We start from the raw sequence: 17,464 nt of genomic DNA on the forward strand, positions 1-17,464 counted from the left end.
TTAGGTAGGCCACGCACGGCGGCTTTCTCGCTAAACCGCACTTCAGCTCCCAGCGGATTAAGGTTCATGGGAAAGCAGGGTGTGGGTTAGCCTTTATGATCCGAGGGGCTAACTTCACGGGGCAGTGCGGATGCCGCAGGGATAGCGCCTCTATCTAAGCCCCCCAGCCGATAAAGGCGCCGAGTCGCATCCGCGCGGCTCTTGAGCCGACGAGGAAATCATGGCACCAAAGGCTAAGCCTTTAAGGCATTTGCGCGCGCGGGACATTGCTGAAGCGGTCCATTTCGCGACGCGAGTATCCTATAAAAGGTGGCCGACGGGCGTGTGGTTTGAGCTAAGAGATCGGATGGTCAGAACAGCCGACGGGCAATTCTATCTTATCGAAGATCACCCCATTAAGCTTGACGGCCATGAAGTCGCACGGCCTTACAGTCTAGCGAGCGTCTTTGCGTGGCTGCATGATTGCCCACAACAGATTGAGCTTTGAACGGCCCAAGCGGGCCGCTTTTCGTTTGTAAATTTTCCGCGCGGATCTTTGTCAGCTTTTGGAAAGCTAGCCCGAATACTCAGCCATTGAGCTTAGCGGCGCGTGGCAGGGACAGTGCGTGCCCCGGTGTACGCGAGGGGGCTAGAGCGCCGAGTCACGTCACCGCTAATCTCAATTGCAGCGCGGGCGCGGTAGGGACAACGCCCGATTCTTATCCTGACCTGGCGCCGAGCCGTGCCCGCGTTGCTTCCGGTCGCTGAGACTGATCGCCCAAGCGTCTGGCGGCAACCAGTCCTGGTAGTTGCGCCACGGGCTTTCCCGGACGATACTTTCCGCCGTCAGCTTCAGTCGCTTGACGCTGGCCATGTTGAAGTTGGCGGGGCGTGGTAGGGACAGCGCCTCTAATTCCAGCTCGGGCGCGGAGTCACGTTGCCGCTAACTTCTACCATAGGTCCAAATGGACGGTGATCATCAGCGTGACAGACCTTCGCCCGCAGAGCTGAGACGTTCGGAGCGGATACTACGCGCCGATCAGATCGCACCTCGGGGCCTCACTAAGGCCAACGCAGCCGCCTATTGCGGGTGCTCCAAGGACGCGTTCAACACGTGGATTAAGAAGGGCTTGGTACCGGAGGCTATCCCCGGCACTCAGCGTTGGGATCGCAAGGCGATTGATTGGTATCTGGACCGGGCGTCCGGTCTGCCTACCGGGGAGACCGCATCGAGCGATCCGCTCCCAGCCTGGCTGACCTCAGAACGGAAGGCTGGCAGATAGGAGCGTACACGTCCAACCTTTTCAAGTGACTCTCGGGAGGCGCTCTATCAAAATTATACTACTGATCAGCCGGATCGCCAATGAACTTTATCCTTGCGACAATTAGGGGCACTCAGGGAGTGAAAGCAAATTGTCCGGTTGAATGCCGTCGGCCTTCGTCTTGATGTACTTGTGCCCGTTGTGGACGGCCACAATCACATCGGCCGTGCGCTTTTCCTCGACATAGAACTCCCATACACCGTTTTCGATTTCTTTGATCGTGTGATCGACGGATTGCTTCCACCTAGACCCGTCCGGGTTTACTCCGCCAACGTTTTTGATTCGCTCGTGAGGGTTCTGCCTGTCAGTCTTGTTGATGCATTGAATTCGTATGCGGCTGGTCACTCGGGTCTCTCCCATCTGCAAGAAAAAAGAGCCTCAGTGTGGACCTCGGCCGTGGGTTAGTGTGCCGACCAATCCCAGTAGGTTGCCTTGCATCCTTCTCGGCGCCGAGTCGCGCCCCCATTGCCAGGCGACCGTGACTGTGATGCGGCAACCAGTTCTGGTAGTTGTGCCACGGCTTTTTGCGGTGGATGTATCCTACCGACAGCCTTCTTCCCTCCCGAAGCTGGCGGTGGAGTTAGCGGCGCGCGTGGTAGGGACAGCGCTTCTTCTTCTCTCAGATTGAGCGCCGAGCCACGTGGCCGCTAACTCCCAACCATGGGGCCAAAGGATGCATATATTCGAGCGGCACATCACGGCCCTACGGTCGCAAGCGCTTGAGGTGCTTACAGCCAATCAGGCCCGGGCGGCCGATCAGTCTTTGAGCCTGGCAGATCGCCAAGTCGCGACATTTGATGCCGAGGAGGCTCGGGCAGTGTTAGGCATCCTCGACAGCGTGAAGCCCAATCTTAGGCCGAACGACGCGCGGCGGATCGCTGCACGCATACGCGCGCTTCTAGAGTGGGAGGGTTGAGTGCCGCACGACTCTCTCGGGGACAAAGGCGGTCAGCCCCGGTCTTCGGCGACGGTCTGGTCAACAAGGCCTACTTAAACTCGTGAACATCAGCGGCGAAGGAGTTCGACTAGGCAGCTCTCCGGCAATTCATGTCCTGTAGGGTAGCCAAAGTCATTTCGATGAAACGTCAGCTTTCTTGACCAGCACTTTAACGTACGTATCCATCAAGTACACCGAGCGCCTGGCTGAGGCTGGCGTCGAGCCGTCTGTCAGCAGCGTCGGAGATTCCTATGACAACGCTCTTGCCGAAACCATCAACGGTCTCTACAAGGCCGAGGTGATCCATCGGCGCGGGCCATGGCGCAGCTTCGAGGCCGTCGAGTTCGCCACTCTCGAATGGGTCGACTGGTTCAACAACCGGCGGCTCCTGGAGCCCATCGGAAACATCCCGCCGGCCGAAGCCGAGCAACGCTACTACGCCATGCTGGAACAACCAGCCAAGGCGGCATAACTTAAACCAAATGGCCTCCGGCAAACCCGGGGCCGTTGACTATGATTGCCGGAAAGAGCTTCAGCGAGCCTGCGAACAAACCCCTTCGCCTTTTCCTTGGGTATCGTCGTGACGACGGACATGCGCCCGTGCGACTCTTGCTTGCGGGTGCTCAACTTGGGCGCCGCTCGAGCAGGATAGCGCCGATGAGACGCAACCTTCGCTTGCAGCATCGAGTGCAGGCCGCTTAAACTCTAGCCCCTGAGGAGCCCGACGCTCCTTTCGCCAGCCGCCTAATCAGCCTCAAATCATTTGACAACGGACAACGGTTGCCCCGCTTGTGCGGTGCCATCAACCGGTCGGCCCTCTGCTGAGATGTTTCGTTGTCGTGCAGAACTTCGAGACTACAGACGCGAGCGATCGCCACGACGCGGCGCGAGATTCGCTGATGGTTCATGGATTTTGCTTTTAGCTCTGATGCCGGTAGCGGACTGGCTGCCGGGGTTCAGAAACCGTAATCGTGACCGGCCAATGTGCTTTTGGGGTGCCCTTGGACACGGGCGCACCGTCCCCGCCGAACGGGGCTGTTAGCACGCTGGCCCATTGATGGCCACTGATGCTGTCTTCGGTTTCTGAGACCCAAGCCTATGGTCGCACACAACCTAGACGGTTGCAATGTTAATATTCTACTCTAGGCGCGACGAAACCGCGCGCTTCCGTTGCAAGGCTCGACGCTGAAAGAACTTGGCCTTCCATTTGTAGATGCTGGCGTCGCTGACGCCGCCGATCTTGTTGACCTGCGACGAACGCCTTGTTCCCCACGCAGACCAAGGGCACGCCCGCTGCAGAACCTGGCACGGCAGCGCTCGACAGGGCCGGCCTCAGAAGCGCGGTCGGAAAGTGGATAAGTGTTCGGTGTGAGATTCCGCCCTGCTGATGCCACGCGCTTTGGTGTTGCGGGGCGGGCGTGGCGGGAAAGGTCGGCGCCGATCTCATGTGGTCAGCGATTAGCTGGCTGGTGGGGGTATGGGTCGTGGCCATATGTCCACTCGATTCTAAATTGGTGGTTTCCCTTTGAACGAGAACCTGAGCGACGTGCCCTGCCGCGGCGTCGACGGCGACGCGGTCGCCTCTTCCTCAGTGGCGTAGGGGCCGGAGTACTCAAAATTGAGCGCAACCTTCCACCGGCCTTTATGGCGCGACACGAAGTATTGAACGCCAGCCATAAAGCTTGCTCCGGCCTCGCCCCTGTGATCGACAGATGGCCTTACTCTGCAAATCTGCCGCGGTCGCCTCAACTACCGAATTTGGTGGGCTCGGAAGGAGCAGCGCCTTGTAGTGATAGGGCTGGACTGTTGCTGTGACCGGGGAGACCAACTGCCGGGCCTTGGTCGCTTCCCTTATTCACGAGCGATCGCGGCTGCAATCGGCGAGATCGAGTGTCGAGAGCGAGATGTCGCCTAGCTGCTAGCCAGTCTTTTCTCTCTCGTTAGAGTCAAAGGCTGGATTGATGACGGATTGGGAGACGATCCACTTTTCCATTATGACCGTGATCCCAAGCTCTTGTTCCGTCTCAGCCCTCGGGAAAACATGCGTTCGATCGTCAAACTCGTCAGGGTCCCTCACGGTAGCAGCACGATTTGAGCCGAACCGCGTTGCCGCGCCCTTTCTATTGCCCCCCTGCACGCCCTGGGGAACGTCATTGGGATCTCCGTTCTTAATTAATAGTCTTTGACTGCAATACTGGGCGATATGATCCGGAAGCGCCGATAGCGGCGCCCGCTTGGCTTCTTCCCGTACTCGCGCTCCCACGTCGAAGTGTCAATCCGCACATCCGTCATGTTCGCTGATCGCCTCAAAGATTACAACCTTGCCCTAGCGACCGTGCTTCAGAGCGTCAATTCCTTCGAGCTGGTCGGGGTTGGGCTCGTCCTTGATGTTCCAACGGATATCGCAAGCCGCCGAATCTTCTCCAATCGAACAAGCGCCTCTTGGAGTAACGAGGCTCGGAATTTGCAAGTCGTCGGCGCGGGGTGGCGCTGCTCAGCCGTCCTTCGGAAATCCCTCCGTTCAATGCAGAAACACCATAGCGGCGGCACGCCTGACAGCTCTTTATTTCCGTCAGCTACAAATTCTTGTAGTTGACCCGCGCGGTGTCCTCCGGGCTGAATCGCGATCAACCCCACAGGAGAGCAAAGCTATGTCTCCACTAGAAGCAATCACCCGTTGGCTGGACTCACAAGATTTGGGCATGCAACTTGAGATCGCCGGTTTCGCGACATTCTTGGTTTTCGGGGATGATGACACTTTCACGCTCGGCGACTCGGAGCAGCTCGAGTCTCTTTACCGATGGTTGAACGAGCCAAGCTTGGCATCGGGCATCGCCGCCGAACGTGCCCTGACCTTTCGAGTGTACTTCGCTTCCTTGGCCGAGGATAGATCGACGGGCGCCGGATGGAAGCGAACCGAAGTGTTGGTGCGGAGAATTCTGAAAGACGCTACGCGAGACGGGAGGTTTGCCGCTGCCCGCAAGGCGCAAAGGATGCTTGAGCTCTTGCCCGCCCGAAAAGAGAGCTGGAATCAGGTCGTGAGATCCTGGAATGAATTGGCCGCGACGTATCTAACACACGAGGCTCTCAGTAGTTGGAGCGCCGCCGAGAAGCTCCGAGGCCTGAGGGCGATTTCAAGCACCAGCGTTCCTGTTGCTGGGCTTGGGTCGCCTCATCGAGGCGCTGCTTAATTCTGGTAAAGCCGCAATTCCCCTGTGCTGCGGGGCGAGCGTCTGCATGCACCTGTCGGATCCATGGCGGCCACGCTAGCCGCTTAAAAGCATGACAGCGCATTGAAACTGACCGTCAGGGCCACCGGAGGATATCTCCACCCGACCGGCGGCCCACTTGCGATGCTGTAGCACAAGAGCCGAAACCGGCATCTCAATGGCAGGCACGGCTTCGCGCTTTTCTTCGAACATATGCCAATGCCAGCGGGCCTAACACATCGAGATGAACGAAAGTCTCCGGATAGGCTATATCGTTTCGGTAGCTTCATTGCTCGAGAGCCGCTCAGGCCGATGTTCAGGGCCGTAAAAGGTGGTACGTCCGCCTGCCTTCGGCGCAGACGTGGCTGCTGCTCGACATGATGTCGCGGCGGCGTCAGTGCCGCTGCGAACGAAAACCGACAAATATCGGACAAAATCCGCAATTGGTGACGAAAAGTCCGGATTGGCTATATAATATGAGATCGTTGGATGGGGGAGCCCGATGTCGATCTATAACCCTTTGAGAGACAAGCTGGTCGCAAACAGCTCTGCCTCGCTCAAGATGACCTTTGCCGACATCGAGATGCTTATCGGTCGCTCCCTCCCGAAATCAGCGTATGAATATGATGCGTGGTGGGCCAACGAAGACCCCGTCAAAACAAATCACAGTCACAGCCTTGCGTGGACAGTTCCGGGGTATCAAGCCGAACCAAATCGATTGCAGCGGACAGTAACATTTCGGCGCAGGGGGTAGCATTTTCCGCAAAAGCGAATGCCTTGAACCTGGTTCGCTAATTCGACAATCGAGGATGCGTCGTGAATGAAAATGATCACGCGACACGACTAAGCCCGTATCGACAAGACATGATATTTCTTATCGCAGTAGCCTCTCCCTCCGTTGGCAGCAAGCAAGGGGCGGCCGGGCGCCGATACGCGTGCCGAGCTCGATCTTGGCGTCCCTCATCTCCGCCAGCAGAGCCACGGGATCGAGCGTGCGATAGCTCTCGAAGGCGCCGTTCGTTTGACGCCTTTGCTCAGCTTCGGATGCGCGAGAGCGCACTCAGGGATCATCGCCGCTTCGAGTTTGGGACGGAGCGGATCGGCGACCTTGCCGAACTGCGCCGTTGCAGCTTCTGCATCGAACTCGGTGACGATGAAGGCGAAGACGACACGGCGCCCGGTCTTCCAGCAACCGGCTCACGTGGCTGTTGGAGATGGGTGCCGTAGTCGGCCGCTCCGAGCGCAGTCGTTCAATACCGAACTCGGCTGGGAGTTCTGTGAGAGCTCCTGGAATAGCCAGTTCTCGGGATGTCGCTCGGCCTGTTTCGCGGCTCAAATTTCATGTATCGAAGAGGGTACTGGCCGTGATCGAGAAGGCCAGCCGCAGCAAGAAATTCTGGACTCTTAACTCGATGCGGCGCCGAGCCTTATCGCCGGCCCCTACACACGCCTCCGTCTTACTGCGGATGCATCGTCCGCCCGGAACGAAATGGATTGAATGCGGCTCGTCCGTCGAAGCTTCGCCGTAAGCGGGAACACTTGCATCCAATGGCCGACGAACGGTCGATACGGGCGGAACGAGGACACGCGGAGCAGCTGCAATCAGGAAACTGACTCGCTGTCGATGCGCTGACTCTTGTCATGCTGATGTGCTCGAAGCCGCGCAGGACGGGTAACCGCGATTAGACATTTTCGGGTCAAGCCACTTAATCAACAGTCGGCGGACAGCATCCGCGACCGACCCGACATGCACTTTGCCCATCGACCGGCCGCTCAGGCGGCGCTTGCGACCCCGTCAACTACCAACCCTTGCAGTTGATGGAGGTGGCGGAAACGTGGCAATCGTCGTCAATATCCCGTCGGGGGCGTCGAATTCGAAACTGGGATTCAGAAGAATAAAAAAATTGCTAGCGGGCACGGTAGCCCTCAACACGCTGGCTGCTCCTGCCTCTGCCGTTGATCCGGCCGCGCGGCCTTACTTCAAAGCGCCTCCGGCGGTCATTCCGATCTATGATTGGAGCGGCTTCTACGTCGGCAGTGCTGGGACGTGGTCAACGCCGGCGGCGTGGTCGTCGCTCCGCCCGTTGGCATGGGGCGCCATCATGCGACGGGAGGCACGGTGGGCGGTCACATCGGCTACCGCTGGCAAATAGCGAACTCGGTGTTCGGTCTGGAGACGCAGGGCAATTGGGCCGATTTCAAGGGCTCCAACGCGAACCTTGCTTTCGCAGGCGTCCGGGATGACTCCACGCTTGATGCATTCGGCCTGTTCACGGGCCAAGTCGGCTATGCTTGGAATAACGTGCTGCTCTATGTAAGAGGTGGGGCTGCAGTCGTCCGTGACAAATACCGGGTCTCCGATTTTGCGACCGGGCTCACTATCGACAACGGCAGCGAAACTCGTTGGGGCGGCACGGTAGGGGCGGGCCTTGAATTTGGCTTTGCTCCGAACTGGTCCATCGGCGTTGAATACGACCACCTGTTCATGGGTCGTCGGGATGTGGATTTCTTTTTTTCACCCGGACTCGTGGGTGTTCCGGTGGGCACTTTTGCAGGGACTGCCCGTATCGGTCAGGACGTCGATATCGGCTTGGTCCGTGTGAACTACCGGTGGGGTGGCGTGATCGCCACGACCTATTGATCGATCTTCGCCAAAATGGCGCGGGTTCGCACCAATATCCTGAGCCGCATCGCGGCATAGAAACCTTGGCAACAGGGACTCGCATCAATAGCGCTATCGGCTTCTTGTCGGTACATCGGCTCGAGCTGGTTAGGCGTGGTTCAAAGGAATCTGGCTGATCTGGTTATGACGCAGCGCCACGGCGAGATCGCGGCGAACTCAAGCGTGCTGCCGTGGTCGAACGCCAGCCGCTTAGTGGCTGGCTGCGCCGATTTCCCGGCCCCGTGCCTCCACCTGCATCACCGTCGGCTTTCCGGCCGTCGGAGAATGATGAGGCAAAAAATAGTTTTGTCGACCGTCGTAGTTAACCCGGCCCTCGCTTAGGGAGACACAGGTCATCGATTACAATCGTTCCGGTCGGCCGCAGCACGCTCATCGCACAGGCAGCGCACTGAAATGCGAGCCGAGGTGCGAGCCGGGCGCACCTTCGTGCTACGACTTGGTCGACCAGGTCGAGGCCGCACTGGCCACCTCGGACGAAAGGCCGACGAGCGGTCGAAGCGGCGCTCGTGCGAGGGTGGGACATAACGTCGACGACGTGATGGCTTGCGTCATCGTCGCTGCCGATCTCTGCGCCCGATCAGCCTGCCGAACCCCCGCTGGCGCGGATCAATTGGGAGCGCCTCGGAGAGCGGATGCAAAATCTCGAGAGGTGGATCGGCAGCGCTGAAGCGGAACTCTTGTGTTAGGACAGAAACGCGGCTGTCATCCGAGCCGCATTGCCAGCGTCTGCTCGTAGTAGATCACCTCCGCGAAGCCACGGCCGAGGAAGACCGCCAGTGGGTCGGCGACGAAATCAAACGCGAAGGGGGATGAAGAACAAATCGGTTTGCCTGATCCGACCGGGCTGCAATGAAGATGACCCCCTTTGACAGGGTTGCCCCTCTTTACAACTTCCGATTGCGTGATAGTAATCCCCTCTAGCCCTAAGAGGGGGGCGGCCGTGGCGATCATCGAGAACATTCGTCTGCTCAAGGGCGTAGCCGTGTTGCGCTGATTGACTTCATGAAGGTGGTTGACGAGACCCACCTCACCGACCTGCGGAAATACTGTAAACCCTAGCCGCCATCAGCAATGGAGCGCATGTACCGGCTTAACCCAACAAACCATCTGTGTGTCCGGCTTTGTCGCGCTGCAATCAAGACGCCACGATGAGGAGGTCCGGTTCTATGCCTTTGTCATGCTGGCGGGTGACGGCGACGACTATCGGCGCCTGCCGCTGTCAATGCCGCTAGCATGAATAAAATGGGCTAGATACGGCCGAAAGTCGCCCACACCCCGTCTTCGCCGTCCCAGCTGCCGCGGCTCGCCGCCTTGGAGTACTCCGTGGCGCGCTGCTCGAAGAAATTGGCGTGCTCGACGCCATTGAGAATCTCGACGAGCCACGGCAGCGGATGCGCCTTGAGCTGGGTGAACCCGCCCTCCTTCGCCTCGAAGAAGCCGAAGACCGGGGCAATCCGGAGTTGGGCCAGTCGCCAGTCGGCGACGTAGCGGACGTAGGCGTGGATATGCTCAGGCAGCATCCCCTCGATCTTGCCAAGGCCGAAGGCGAGCTCGACGAAGTTCTCCTCCAGCTTCACCATGGTCTTGGCTACGTCGACAATGTCGTCGCGGACGGGGCGCGTCACCGCGCCGGTTTCGCGGTGCCATTCGTGAAATAGCTTGATGATGCCCTCGCAGTGGAGACTCTCGTCGCGCACTGACCAGCTTACGATCTGTCCCATGCCGTTCATTTTGTTGTGGCGTGGGAAGTTGAGCAGCATGGCGAAGCTGGCGAACAAGGCCATGCCTTCGGTGAAGGCGCCGAACATCGCCAGGGTACGGGCGACATCCGCCACGCTGTCGACGCCGAACTCGTGCATGTAGTCCGCCTTGGCGCGCATCTGCGCATAGCCGCGGAATGCCTCGAACTCGGTCTTAGGCATACCGAGCGTCTTGAGTAGCAGGGCATAGGCGTCGATATGAACCGTCTCCATGTTAGTGAAAGCGGCCATCATCATCTGGACGGTGAGTGGCTGGAAGATCGGAATGTACCGCTTGAAATAGTTGTCGCCGACCTCGATGTCCGACTGAGTGAAGAAACGGAAGATCTGGGTGAGCAGCGCGCGCTCGCTGTCGGTGACGCGGCCCGAAGCCCAGTCGTTGAGGTCGGCGCCGAGCGGCACCTCCTCGCCCATCCAGTGGGTCTGCTGCTGGCGCTTCCAGAACTCGTAAGCCCAGGCATAGCGATCGACGTCGTAGCTGCCGGTCGAGTCAAGGAGGCCGACGCGTCCCTTGCCGATCAACGTGCGCGGATCGGCGCGCGATAGATCGATCACTGACATGCGAGGCACTCCTCATAGTCGGTGCGCTGCCGCGCCGGCTGCTGCGTCGGCGTTGCATCCCCGGCAATCTTGCCGGCGAACGCCGCGCGCGAGATCGACTTTGATCGACAGTAGTAGAGGCTCTTCACCCCACGCTTCCACGCCGTCCAGTGCAGCATGTGGAGGTCCCACTTATCGACGTCGGCCGGCAGATAGAGGTTGATCGACTGGCTCTGGCAAATCAACGCGGCGCGGTCGGCGGCAAGCTCGACGATCCAGCGCTGGTCGATCTCGAAGGCGGTGCGAAAGATCGCTTTCTCGTGCTCCGACAGGACGTCGAGATGGGCGACCGATCCGTCGTGCGCGATGATCGACTCCCAGGTCGCCGAGGTGTCGGCGCCTTTCGCGGCCAGCACCTTAGCGAGGTGCGGATTGCGCACCGAGATGGCGCCGGATAGCGTCTTGTGGGTGTAGATGTTGGCCGGGATCGGCTCAGTGCAGGCGCTGGTGCCCCCGCAGATGATGCTGATCGAGGCGGTCGGCGCGATTGCGATCTTGTGGCTGAAGCGCGCCATCACGCCGCGTTCCAGGGCATCCGGGCACGGGCCACGCTCGCGAGCGAGCGCCACGGATGCGGCGTCGGCTTCGCGACGGAGTTTTCGGAACATGTTCAGATTGAATGACTTGGCCAAGGTACCCTCCATTGGAATGCCCTTGGCCTGGAGAAACGAGTGGAAGCCCATGACGCCGAGGCCAACGGAGCGCTCGCGCAGGGCGGCGTAGCGGGCACGCTTCATTCCGTCCGGCGCCACCGTGATGAAGTGCGTGAGCACGTTGTCTAGGAAGCGCATGACGTCCTCTATGAAGCCGGGCTCCTCATTCCACTGGTCCCAGGTCTCGAGGTTGAGCGACGACAGGCAGCAAACCGCGGTGCGCTCCTCGCCGCGATGATCGATGCCGGTCGACAGGGTAATCTCGCTGCACAGGTTGGAGGTCGAGACCTCGAGGCCGAGCTCGCGCTGGTGCTTGGGGAGCGCACGGTTCACGGTGTCGATGAACAAGAGATAAGGCTCGCCGGTCTGCAGCCGGTTCTCAAGGATGCGTTGCCACAGCTGGCGGGCGTCGATCTCGCGGACGACCTCGTTAGTCTTCGGGCTGCGCAGAGCGAATGCGGTGCCGGCGCCCACGGCACACATGAACTCGTCGGTGACGTTGATGCCGTGATGTAGGTTGAGGCTCTTGCGGTTGAAGTCACCAGACGCCTTGCGGATCTCGAGGAACTCCTCGATCTCGGGATGGTGGATATCGAGATAGACCGCCGCCGAGCCGCGCCGCAACGAGCCCTGGCTGATCGCCAGCGTGAGGCCGTCCGTGACGTGGATGAACGGGATGATGCCCGAGGTGACGCCGCCCCTCGCCTTCTCGCCGATTGAGCGAACATTACCCCAGTAGGTGCCGATGCCGCCGCCATTGGAAGCAAGCCAGACGTTCTCGTTCCAGGTGCCGACGATGCCTTCGAGCGAGTCCGACACTGAGTTAAGGAAGCACGAGATCGGAAGGCCGCGCGTCGTGCCGCCGTTGGAGAGCACCGGTGTGGCCGGCATGAACCACAGCCGAGACATCGCATCATATAGACGTTGGGCATGCGCAACATTGTCCGCGAAGGCGCAAGACACTCGGGCGAACATGTCCTGGAGGCCTTCGCCGGCGAGCAGATAGCGGTCGGTCAGCGTCAGCCTACCAAACGAGGTCAGCAGGTCGTCGCGCGACCGATCGAGCGAAAGGTCAGACGGAGTTGGCGATCGCGCGGGGGGCCTCGGCAGGGGAGCCGGCAATGCTGGGGGCTGCACAAGACACAGTTCAGGTGTGGTAGGCTTTGCCTGCGCTGAGGGCTGCCGCACACTCGGCAGCTCAATGAGATGACCATACTGATCGAAATCGTAAGACGCCGACATCGGCAACCCCGTGATATTTGGGGGCTGGGACCGTGCGGACGACTTGCGAGGGGACCGGGCAAATGTCCCCGGCTGCAAGCGACCCACCGGGCACCCCGCCCGAGGACATGGGTTCTGTCGCGGTAGGTTTCCTGGCTCGCGGGTCGCTGCGGCTGTCGGCCTTCCCAGCGCTGTCGCGCTAATGCCTCGGAATAGCCGCTGCCGACACAATGGGTTCCCCCCTAACACCGTGCCACCATATATGCGAATTTAAAACCACTACGACACCACATATAGAAGCCTTTGCCCAGACTCGTCAAGACGGCACAGTCAAGTTAACCAGTTGGAGCAGCCCCGAGGTCGAGGTTCGAAATTCGCCGAGCGCCTGTCCTGAGAGCCTCACTCAAAAAACATAGATGTCTCAAGGCCTGGCCAATCGGCGAGTTAGGAGCCTCAGATGGGCGACGAGCGGCCAGGCGAGCTCGGTAGCGGCGGAACCTTCGAAGTCTTTGCAGAGATGCCCACATCTGCCGAGCCACGCAAAGGTGCGCTCGACGACCCAGCGCCTGCGATCGGCCAAGATGTGCTCAAACCTTTGGAAGTGGCGTCGCAAATTCTCCAACAGGGGAACAGCAACCCTGGACATCCTGAATGTTGGCATCGATCGGTTCGCGGTCCGCGAATTGAGTTGGGCCGGATCGGGTTTCGGTAGCCATACGCGTCTCGCCATTCATCGCTTTCTGTGGCCTTAGATCAAAAATTGTCTGGAGCCCGACCGCAAATCGATGCAGCCGCCCGTGGCAATATCCCAGCTTAGTGGATTTGACCCCGCCAGCTCTCACATCAGACGTGCCAACTTTGCCGAAGAGACGATTGGTATGCTTTTCGCAGGCCCGGCGAGCCGCCTCACGTGCTCAGTTGTCTGGCCGCGAACATAAGCCGTCCTGACCGAACGCGGTCATGTCAGGTTATTGGCAATCAATCCTAACGGGATGAGGCGGAGCTATGCTTGAGTCTGGGTGACGAGCCGATCCGGCGGCGCGGCCTTGCTGGGTCGGAATGAAGCCGTTCGCAACATTGGCGTGAGCGGCGGCGAAGAACCGTGTTGTATCTCACCAACGACCTTGAAGCCGTGACGTTGGTAAAAGGGAATGTTTTCAGGGTTCGAACTTTCGAGGTAGGCAACAATGCCGTCCTCATCGCATCGTTGAAGGGCGTAGTTCATCAGCAACGTGCCAAGCCCTTTTCCGACCCAGTTCGGATCGACGGCAATGAGTGGCAGATACCAATGTGGCTCGTGGGGACGATGTTCGGCCATTCTCCGCCGCAAGTGTGCCATATCCTCGGTAATCTCCGGGCGCAGGGATAGCGCCATGATTGCATCCAATGCCTCCTCATCTTGCTGCACGTTGGGAGGCAGCCACAGGGCCGCGCCACGAATCTCTCCCGCGACGTAGGCTGTGCCATGTGCAAATGCTCGGCCCCCACAGGCGTCAATGAACTGAGGCATGCTTCTAAGGTATTGCCTTGGGTCAGGCCAGCTCCAACGCATCAACGGATCCGCGGCAAAGCCGAGCACAATTGTCCAGACAGTGCTTGCACGAATGTTTGCGTTCGCAGATCTGATATCTGATTCTTCTGTCATGAAGTCGTTTCGGGGCTCTGTTTTGGCATTGGCCTTCCAAGGAGGAGCATGGCATCGACACATCTGACGGTGAGCGGAATGGATGCACCGACGGGGACTCGCCGGGTGCATTTGGTTTCCCTTCCGAGATCTCCGCCTGTCTCAGACGGCTGACTTTGACGGCCACTTCGGACGAAGGCTCCTTGGTAGGCAATGCTTGGATCTACATATTCCTGGCGGGCTTCTGCGCTTCCACGCCCTATCTGGAACCCGCCCCGCCCTTCCCAAGGAAGCTCCGACGTTCTCAAGGTCGACACGGTTCGGCAGCCTGCAACCGTCCGCGAAGGGAATGACATGAGGACGCCTTTGATATTGCAAGTGCGAAGAAGTCAGGGCATGGCGAACATCGGGCGATGGCTGCCTGAACCGGGCTCCGGCACGAGCAAACAGCCAGCCAAGTGTCGCGCGTCGAGGTCCAGACTAGGCAAGGAATCATCACCTCGTCTCGTATTGAGCGGTTCTCGTAAGTTTCTTGGTCAAAACACATGCTAAGTGCGAAACCTCCATTGCCAACGTCGTGTCCGCGGTCACCGGCAGAGAGAGCTTTCGTCTGCGAGACTCATATGCGTAGTACAGCGGCTTTCCAATTATCGCATGTTGTCCGCGCTCCTTGATGTTCTTGTCTCGGCGCATCATCGCCGCGATTCGCGATTGTCGGATCAAGGCAACGGGACTGGATACCACGACGCTGCCGCCGTCGACCTACTGAACAACGCAACTTGGGATCGCGCGAGAGCTTTCGTGCATTGATTGATCGTCAGGCGTGTCGATCGCTCGCACAACGGCGTTAGCTCTATCGAGCGAAAACGTTGCTGTCGTGCCCTCGTCGTACTTGACGCCCAGGTCAGTTGTATCCGCCGCGATCCTTGCCATAGTGGGAAAGACAGCAGGCTGACGTAGTTGCGTGAGTAACTCTCGTAAAAGAGGTTTTTGGCCACAAGCGTTGATGGCTTCGTAGGACTTGTTCCAACTCACTCCCTGATCGGAACGGTTTGGAAGATTTCTTGGCGCTGGTATGCTTGCCACACCAGGTCCGAGATCCACGTGGTGAGTCATGTTGTTTCGTTCTGTCTTGGAAAACTGTAGTCGTCGGGGCAGCATATCAGAAGGCAATGTAGCGAAGACCTCCCCAGAATAGGTAGGGATCTATCCGCCCTTGATGCTGAGTTGGCCCGGGTTCAACCTTGAGCATAGTCTGTCAAACGCCATCCGGAACTGCCCCCTTTTCGTCATGAAGAACTGCCCCCACCATCGGACGTTTGATGGTCGCTTCCGCCGGTGACGGGACGGAGGGAGGCGGAGCCGACCGGACGGCCGTCACCGGCGGTCGGCGGTTTGATGAAGCCACTCTTGGCGCGGAGTCGGTAGCTGTCGCCGCGGATCGTCAGCACGTGGCGGTGGTGCAGGAGCCGGTCGAGGATCGCGGCAAGAAGACGCGCCTCCAGTAGACGATCCACCGGAAGCGGCGGATCTGCTTTGAGGCCGTCGTCTACGTTCGCCAGTCGACGGCAGACCAGGTCATCAACAACCGCGAGAGCGAGCGCCGCTAGTACGGCTTGGCCGACCTTGCCCGGCAGCTGGGCTGGAGCGAGGTGGCCGCAATCGACGACGAACTCGGTCGCTCTGGTGGCGGCACCGCGCGTCCCGGTTTCGAGAAGCTGCTCGCCGCCATTTGCGAAGGGCAAGTTGGCGCTGTGGTCTCGAGTGAGGCCTCTCGGCTGGCGCGCAACGGCAGGATTGGCATACGCTCCTGGAGTTCTACGGGCTCGTTGGAACACTGATCGTCGATGAGGATGGCGTCGACGATCCTCGCCATCCCAACGATCGCCTTCTGCTGGCATGAAAGGCACGATGAGCGAGATGGAGCTGTCTATCGTTCGGCAACGCTCGCTTGAAGCCTTGGAGCAGAAGGCACGCAGGGGTGAGCTCTTCCTCAACGTCGCCATCGGCTATCTCAAGGTCTCCAACGATCGGATCGACAAGGACCCTGATCGGCGCATTCAGGAGGCGCTCGCACTCGTGTTCACCAAGTTTGCCGAGATGCAGACACCGCGCCAGGTCCACCTCTGCTTACGGCAGGAGCGAATCACTTTGCCCGGGGGGCGGCCATGGCCCCGAGGGCCGCCACGTCGAATGGAAGTTACCAGTGTACAATACGATCTACCACATCCTGACCAATCCCGCCTATGCTGGCGCCTATGTCTTCGGGCGCTCGGGCAGTCGGGTGACGATCGAGGCCGGCCGCAAGAGGATCGTGCGGGGCTTCCGGCGCGAGCGCAACGACTGGGAGGTTTTGATCAAGGACCACCATGAGGGCTACATTACGTGGGCGGAGTTCGAGAAGAATCAGGGCCTGATCACCGACAACGCCAACGGAAAACGCTTCATGAGTCGAGGCTCGGTTCGCAGCGGCGAAGGCCGGCTCGCGGGTTCTTCGTTGCGGCCACTGCGGCCGCAAACTTCACGTTACCTACAGCGGTACGCACAGTACTGTCGGGCGGTATCATTGCCGCGGTAGCCAGATCAACCATGGTGGAGACCCGTGCATCTCATTAGGCGGTCTGCGCGCGGATCGCGCGATCAGCGCGGAGGTCATCGCGCGGCTGCAGCCGCTGGGTATACAGGCAGCGCTGGCGGCCATGGAAGCGCGCGGCTGTGAACACGCCGACAAGCTGCGTCAGCTCGAGTTGACTCTGGAGCAGGCACGCTACGAGGCAACTCGCGCTCCTCGGCGATACGAGGCTGTCGATTCGGACAATCGCCTTGTTGCCGGCGAGCTGGAGCGGCGCTGGAACGAACGCCTGGTCGCTGTCCGCGAGCTTGAGGGCAAGCGCGACACGTTGTTGGCTACGCCGGAGATGACGTTGAGCGACATCGATCGCGATCGGTTACTTGCGCTTGATTCCGAACTCAAGAGAGCTTGGGAAAGTCCGGGTGCAACAGCTGCGACGCGCAACAGGATCATCCGAAGCTTCATCAATGAGATCGTTGTGCGCATGCGCGACGAGGTGCTGGACTTGATTGTCCACTGGCATGGCGGCGATCACACGGCATTGCAGGTGAGGAGGAACCGCACCGGCGAGCACCGCGGCGGATGTGGTCGATCTCGTTCGTGTCCTCGCGCGTCAGATGCCCGACAGCATCATCGCCGCGGTTCTCAACCGCGCCAGTAGGTCGACAGGGCGTGGCAACAGTTGGGCCCGCGTCCGCGTCCGCGTTCGCAGTCTGCGCAACCAACACGCCATCGCGGCCTACCGAGAGGACGAGCGCGCCCAGCTGCGTTGAAAGTCAGTCCTTCGACGGCTCGCCGTCTGATCGAAGAACAGAGCTTGCCTGCGCAGCAGCTGTGCAAAGGCGCACCGTGGATGGTCAAAGCGGTTGATCTGGAACATCCCCAAGTCAAGGGCGCGGCGGTT

10 protein-coding genes, 3 pseudogenes and 1 riboswitch are annotated in these 17,464 nt (G+C 59.7%); of the genes and pseudogenes, 6 read left to right on the forward strand and 7 right to left on the reverse strand.

What is annotated here, in order from left to right:
- Nucleotides 1–1,364 precede the first annotated feature (1,364 nt).
- Nucleotides 1,365–1,646: a DUF3892 domain-containing protein gene (locus ACVJ19_RS10165; RefSeq protein ID WP_370057846.1), complete on the reverse strand. Its 282-nt coding sequence runs from the start codon at nt 1,644–1,646 to the stop codon at nt 1,365–1,367.
- Between the two features lie 767 nt (nt 1,647–2,413).
- Between ACVJ19_RS10165 and ACVJ19_RS10170 the strand changes: the two are divergent.
- The 3 genes and pseudogenes from ACVJ19_RS10170 to ACVJ19_RS10180 all read left to right on the forward strand — a co-directional run.
- A pseudogene (locus tag ACVJ19_RS10170) lies at nt 2,414–2,710 on the forward strand (integrase core domain-containing protein); the annotation flags it as partial.
- Nucleotides 2,711–5,949: 3,239 nt separating this feature from the next.
- Entirely contained in the window at nt 5,950–6,201 is a 252-nt protein-coding gene (locus ACVJ19_RS10175) for a DUF7662 domain-containing protein (RefSeq protein WP_014490241.1), read from the forward strand.
- A 1,293-nt stretch (nt 6,202–7,494) separates the two neighbouring features.
- Nucleotides 7,495–8,088, forward strand: coding sequence for an outer membrane protein (locus ACVJ19_RS10180; protein WP_011082835.1), 594 nt, complete (start codon nt 7,495–7,497; stop codon nt 8,086–8,088).
- Between the two features lie 744 nt (nt 8,089–8,832).
- On the opposite strand, the gene ACVJ19_RS10185 is transcribed toward ACVJ19_RS10180, so the two are convergent.
- The 6 genes and pseudogenes from ACVJ19_RS10185 to ACVJ19_RS10210 all read right to left on the reverse strand — a co-directional run bounded on the left by ACVJ19_RS10185 (nt 8,833) and on the right by ACVJ19_RS10210 (nt 15,733).
- Entirely contained in the window at nt 8,833–9,090 is a 258-nt protein-coding gene (locus ACVJ19_RS10185) for a hypothetical protein (protein ID WP_014490244.1), read from the reverse strand.
- Nucleotides 9,091–9,377: 287 nt separating this feature from the next.
- Entirely contained in the window at nt 9,378–10,451 is a 1,074-nt protein-coding gene (locus ACVJ19_RS10190; RefSeq protein ID WP_014490245.1) for a ribonucleotide-diphosphate reductase subunit beta, read from the reverse strand.
- Complete coding sequence (locus ACVJ19_RS10195) at nt 10,442–12,385, reverse strand: ribonucleoside-diphosphate reductase subunit alpha (RefSeq protein ID WP_014490246.1); 1,944 nt, start codon at nt 12,383–12,385, stop codon at nt 10,442–10,444. The genes ACVJ19_RS10190 and ACVJ19_RS10195 overlap by 10 nt, the downstream gene beginning before the upstream one ends.
- 104 nt (nt 12,386–12,489) lie before the next feature.
- Nucleotides 12,490–12,660: riboswitch (cobalamin riboswitch) on the reverse strand.
- A 125-nt stretch (nt 12,661–12,785) separates the two neighbouring features.
- Nucleotides 12,786–12,932, reverse strand: a pseudogene (locus tag ACVJ19_RS10200) (transposase); the annotation flags it as partial.
- Between the two features lie 435 nt (nt 12,933–13,367).
- Nucleotides 13,368–14,009, reverse strand: a complete 642-nt coding sequence (locus ACVJ19_RS10205) for a GNAT family N-acetyltransferase (RefSeq protein ID WP_043900134.1) — start codon at nt 14,007–14,009, stop codon at nt 13,368–13,370.
- A gap of 1,268 nt (nt 14,010–15,277) precedes the next feature.
- Nucleotides 15,278–15,733, reverse strand: a complete 456-nt coding sequence (locus tag ACVJ19_RS10210) for an ATP-binding protein (protein WP_018647508.1) — start codon at nt 15,731–15,733, stop codon at nt 15,278–15,280.
- Here ACVJ19_RS10210 and ACVJ19_RS10215 point away from each other — a divergent pair.
- The 3 genes and pseudogenes from ACVJ19_RS10215 to ACVJ19_RS10225 all read left to right on the forward strand — a co-directional run bounded on the left by ACVJ19_RS10215 (nt 15,650) and on the right by ACVJ19_RS10225 (nt 17,221).
- Nucleotides 15,650–15,829, forward strand: coding sequence for a recombinase family protein (locus tag ACVJ19_RS10215; RefSeq protein WP_277996271.1), 180 nt, complete (start codon nt 15,650–15,652; stop codon nt 15,827–15,829). The genes ACVJ19_RS10210 and ACVJ19_RS10215 overlap by 84 nt on opposite strands.
- Before the next feature lie 365 nt (nt 15,830–16,194).
- Nucleotides 16,195–16,353, forward strand: a pseudogene (locus ACVJ19_RS10220) (recombinase family protein); the annotation flags it as partial.
- Nucleotides 16,354–16,687: 334 nt separating this feature from the next.
- The gene (locus ACVJ19_RS10225) at nt 16,688–17,221 is read left to right on the forward strand and encodes a transposase (RefSeq protein WP_011082845.1); all 534 of its coding nucleotides are present in this window, start codon (nt 16,688–16,690) and stop codon (nt 17,219–17,221) included.
- Nucleotides 17,222–17,464: the final 243 nt, after the last annotated feature.

Source organism: Bradyrhizobium sp. USDA 376 (assembly GCF_054063675.1).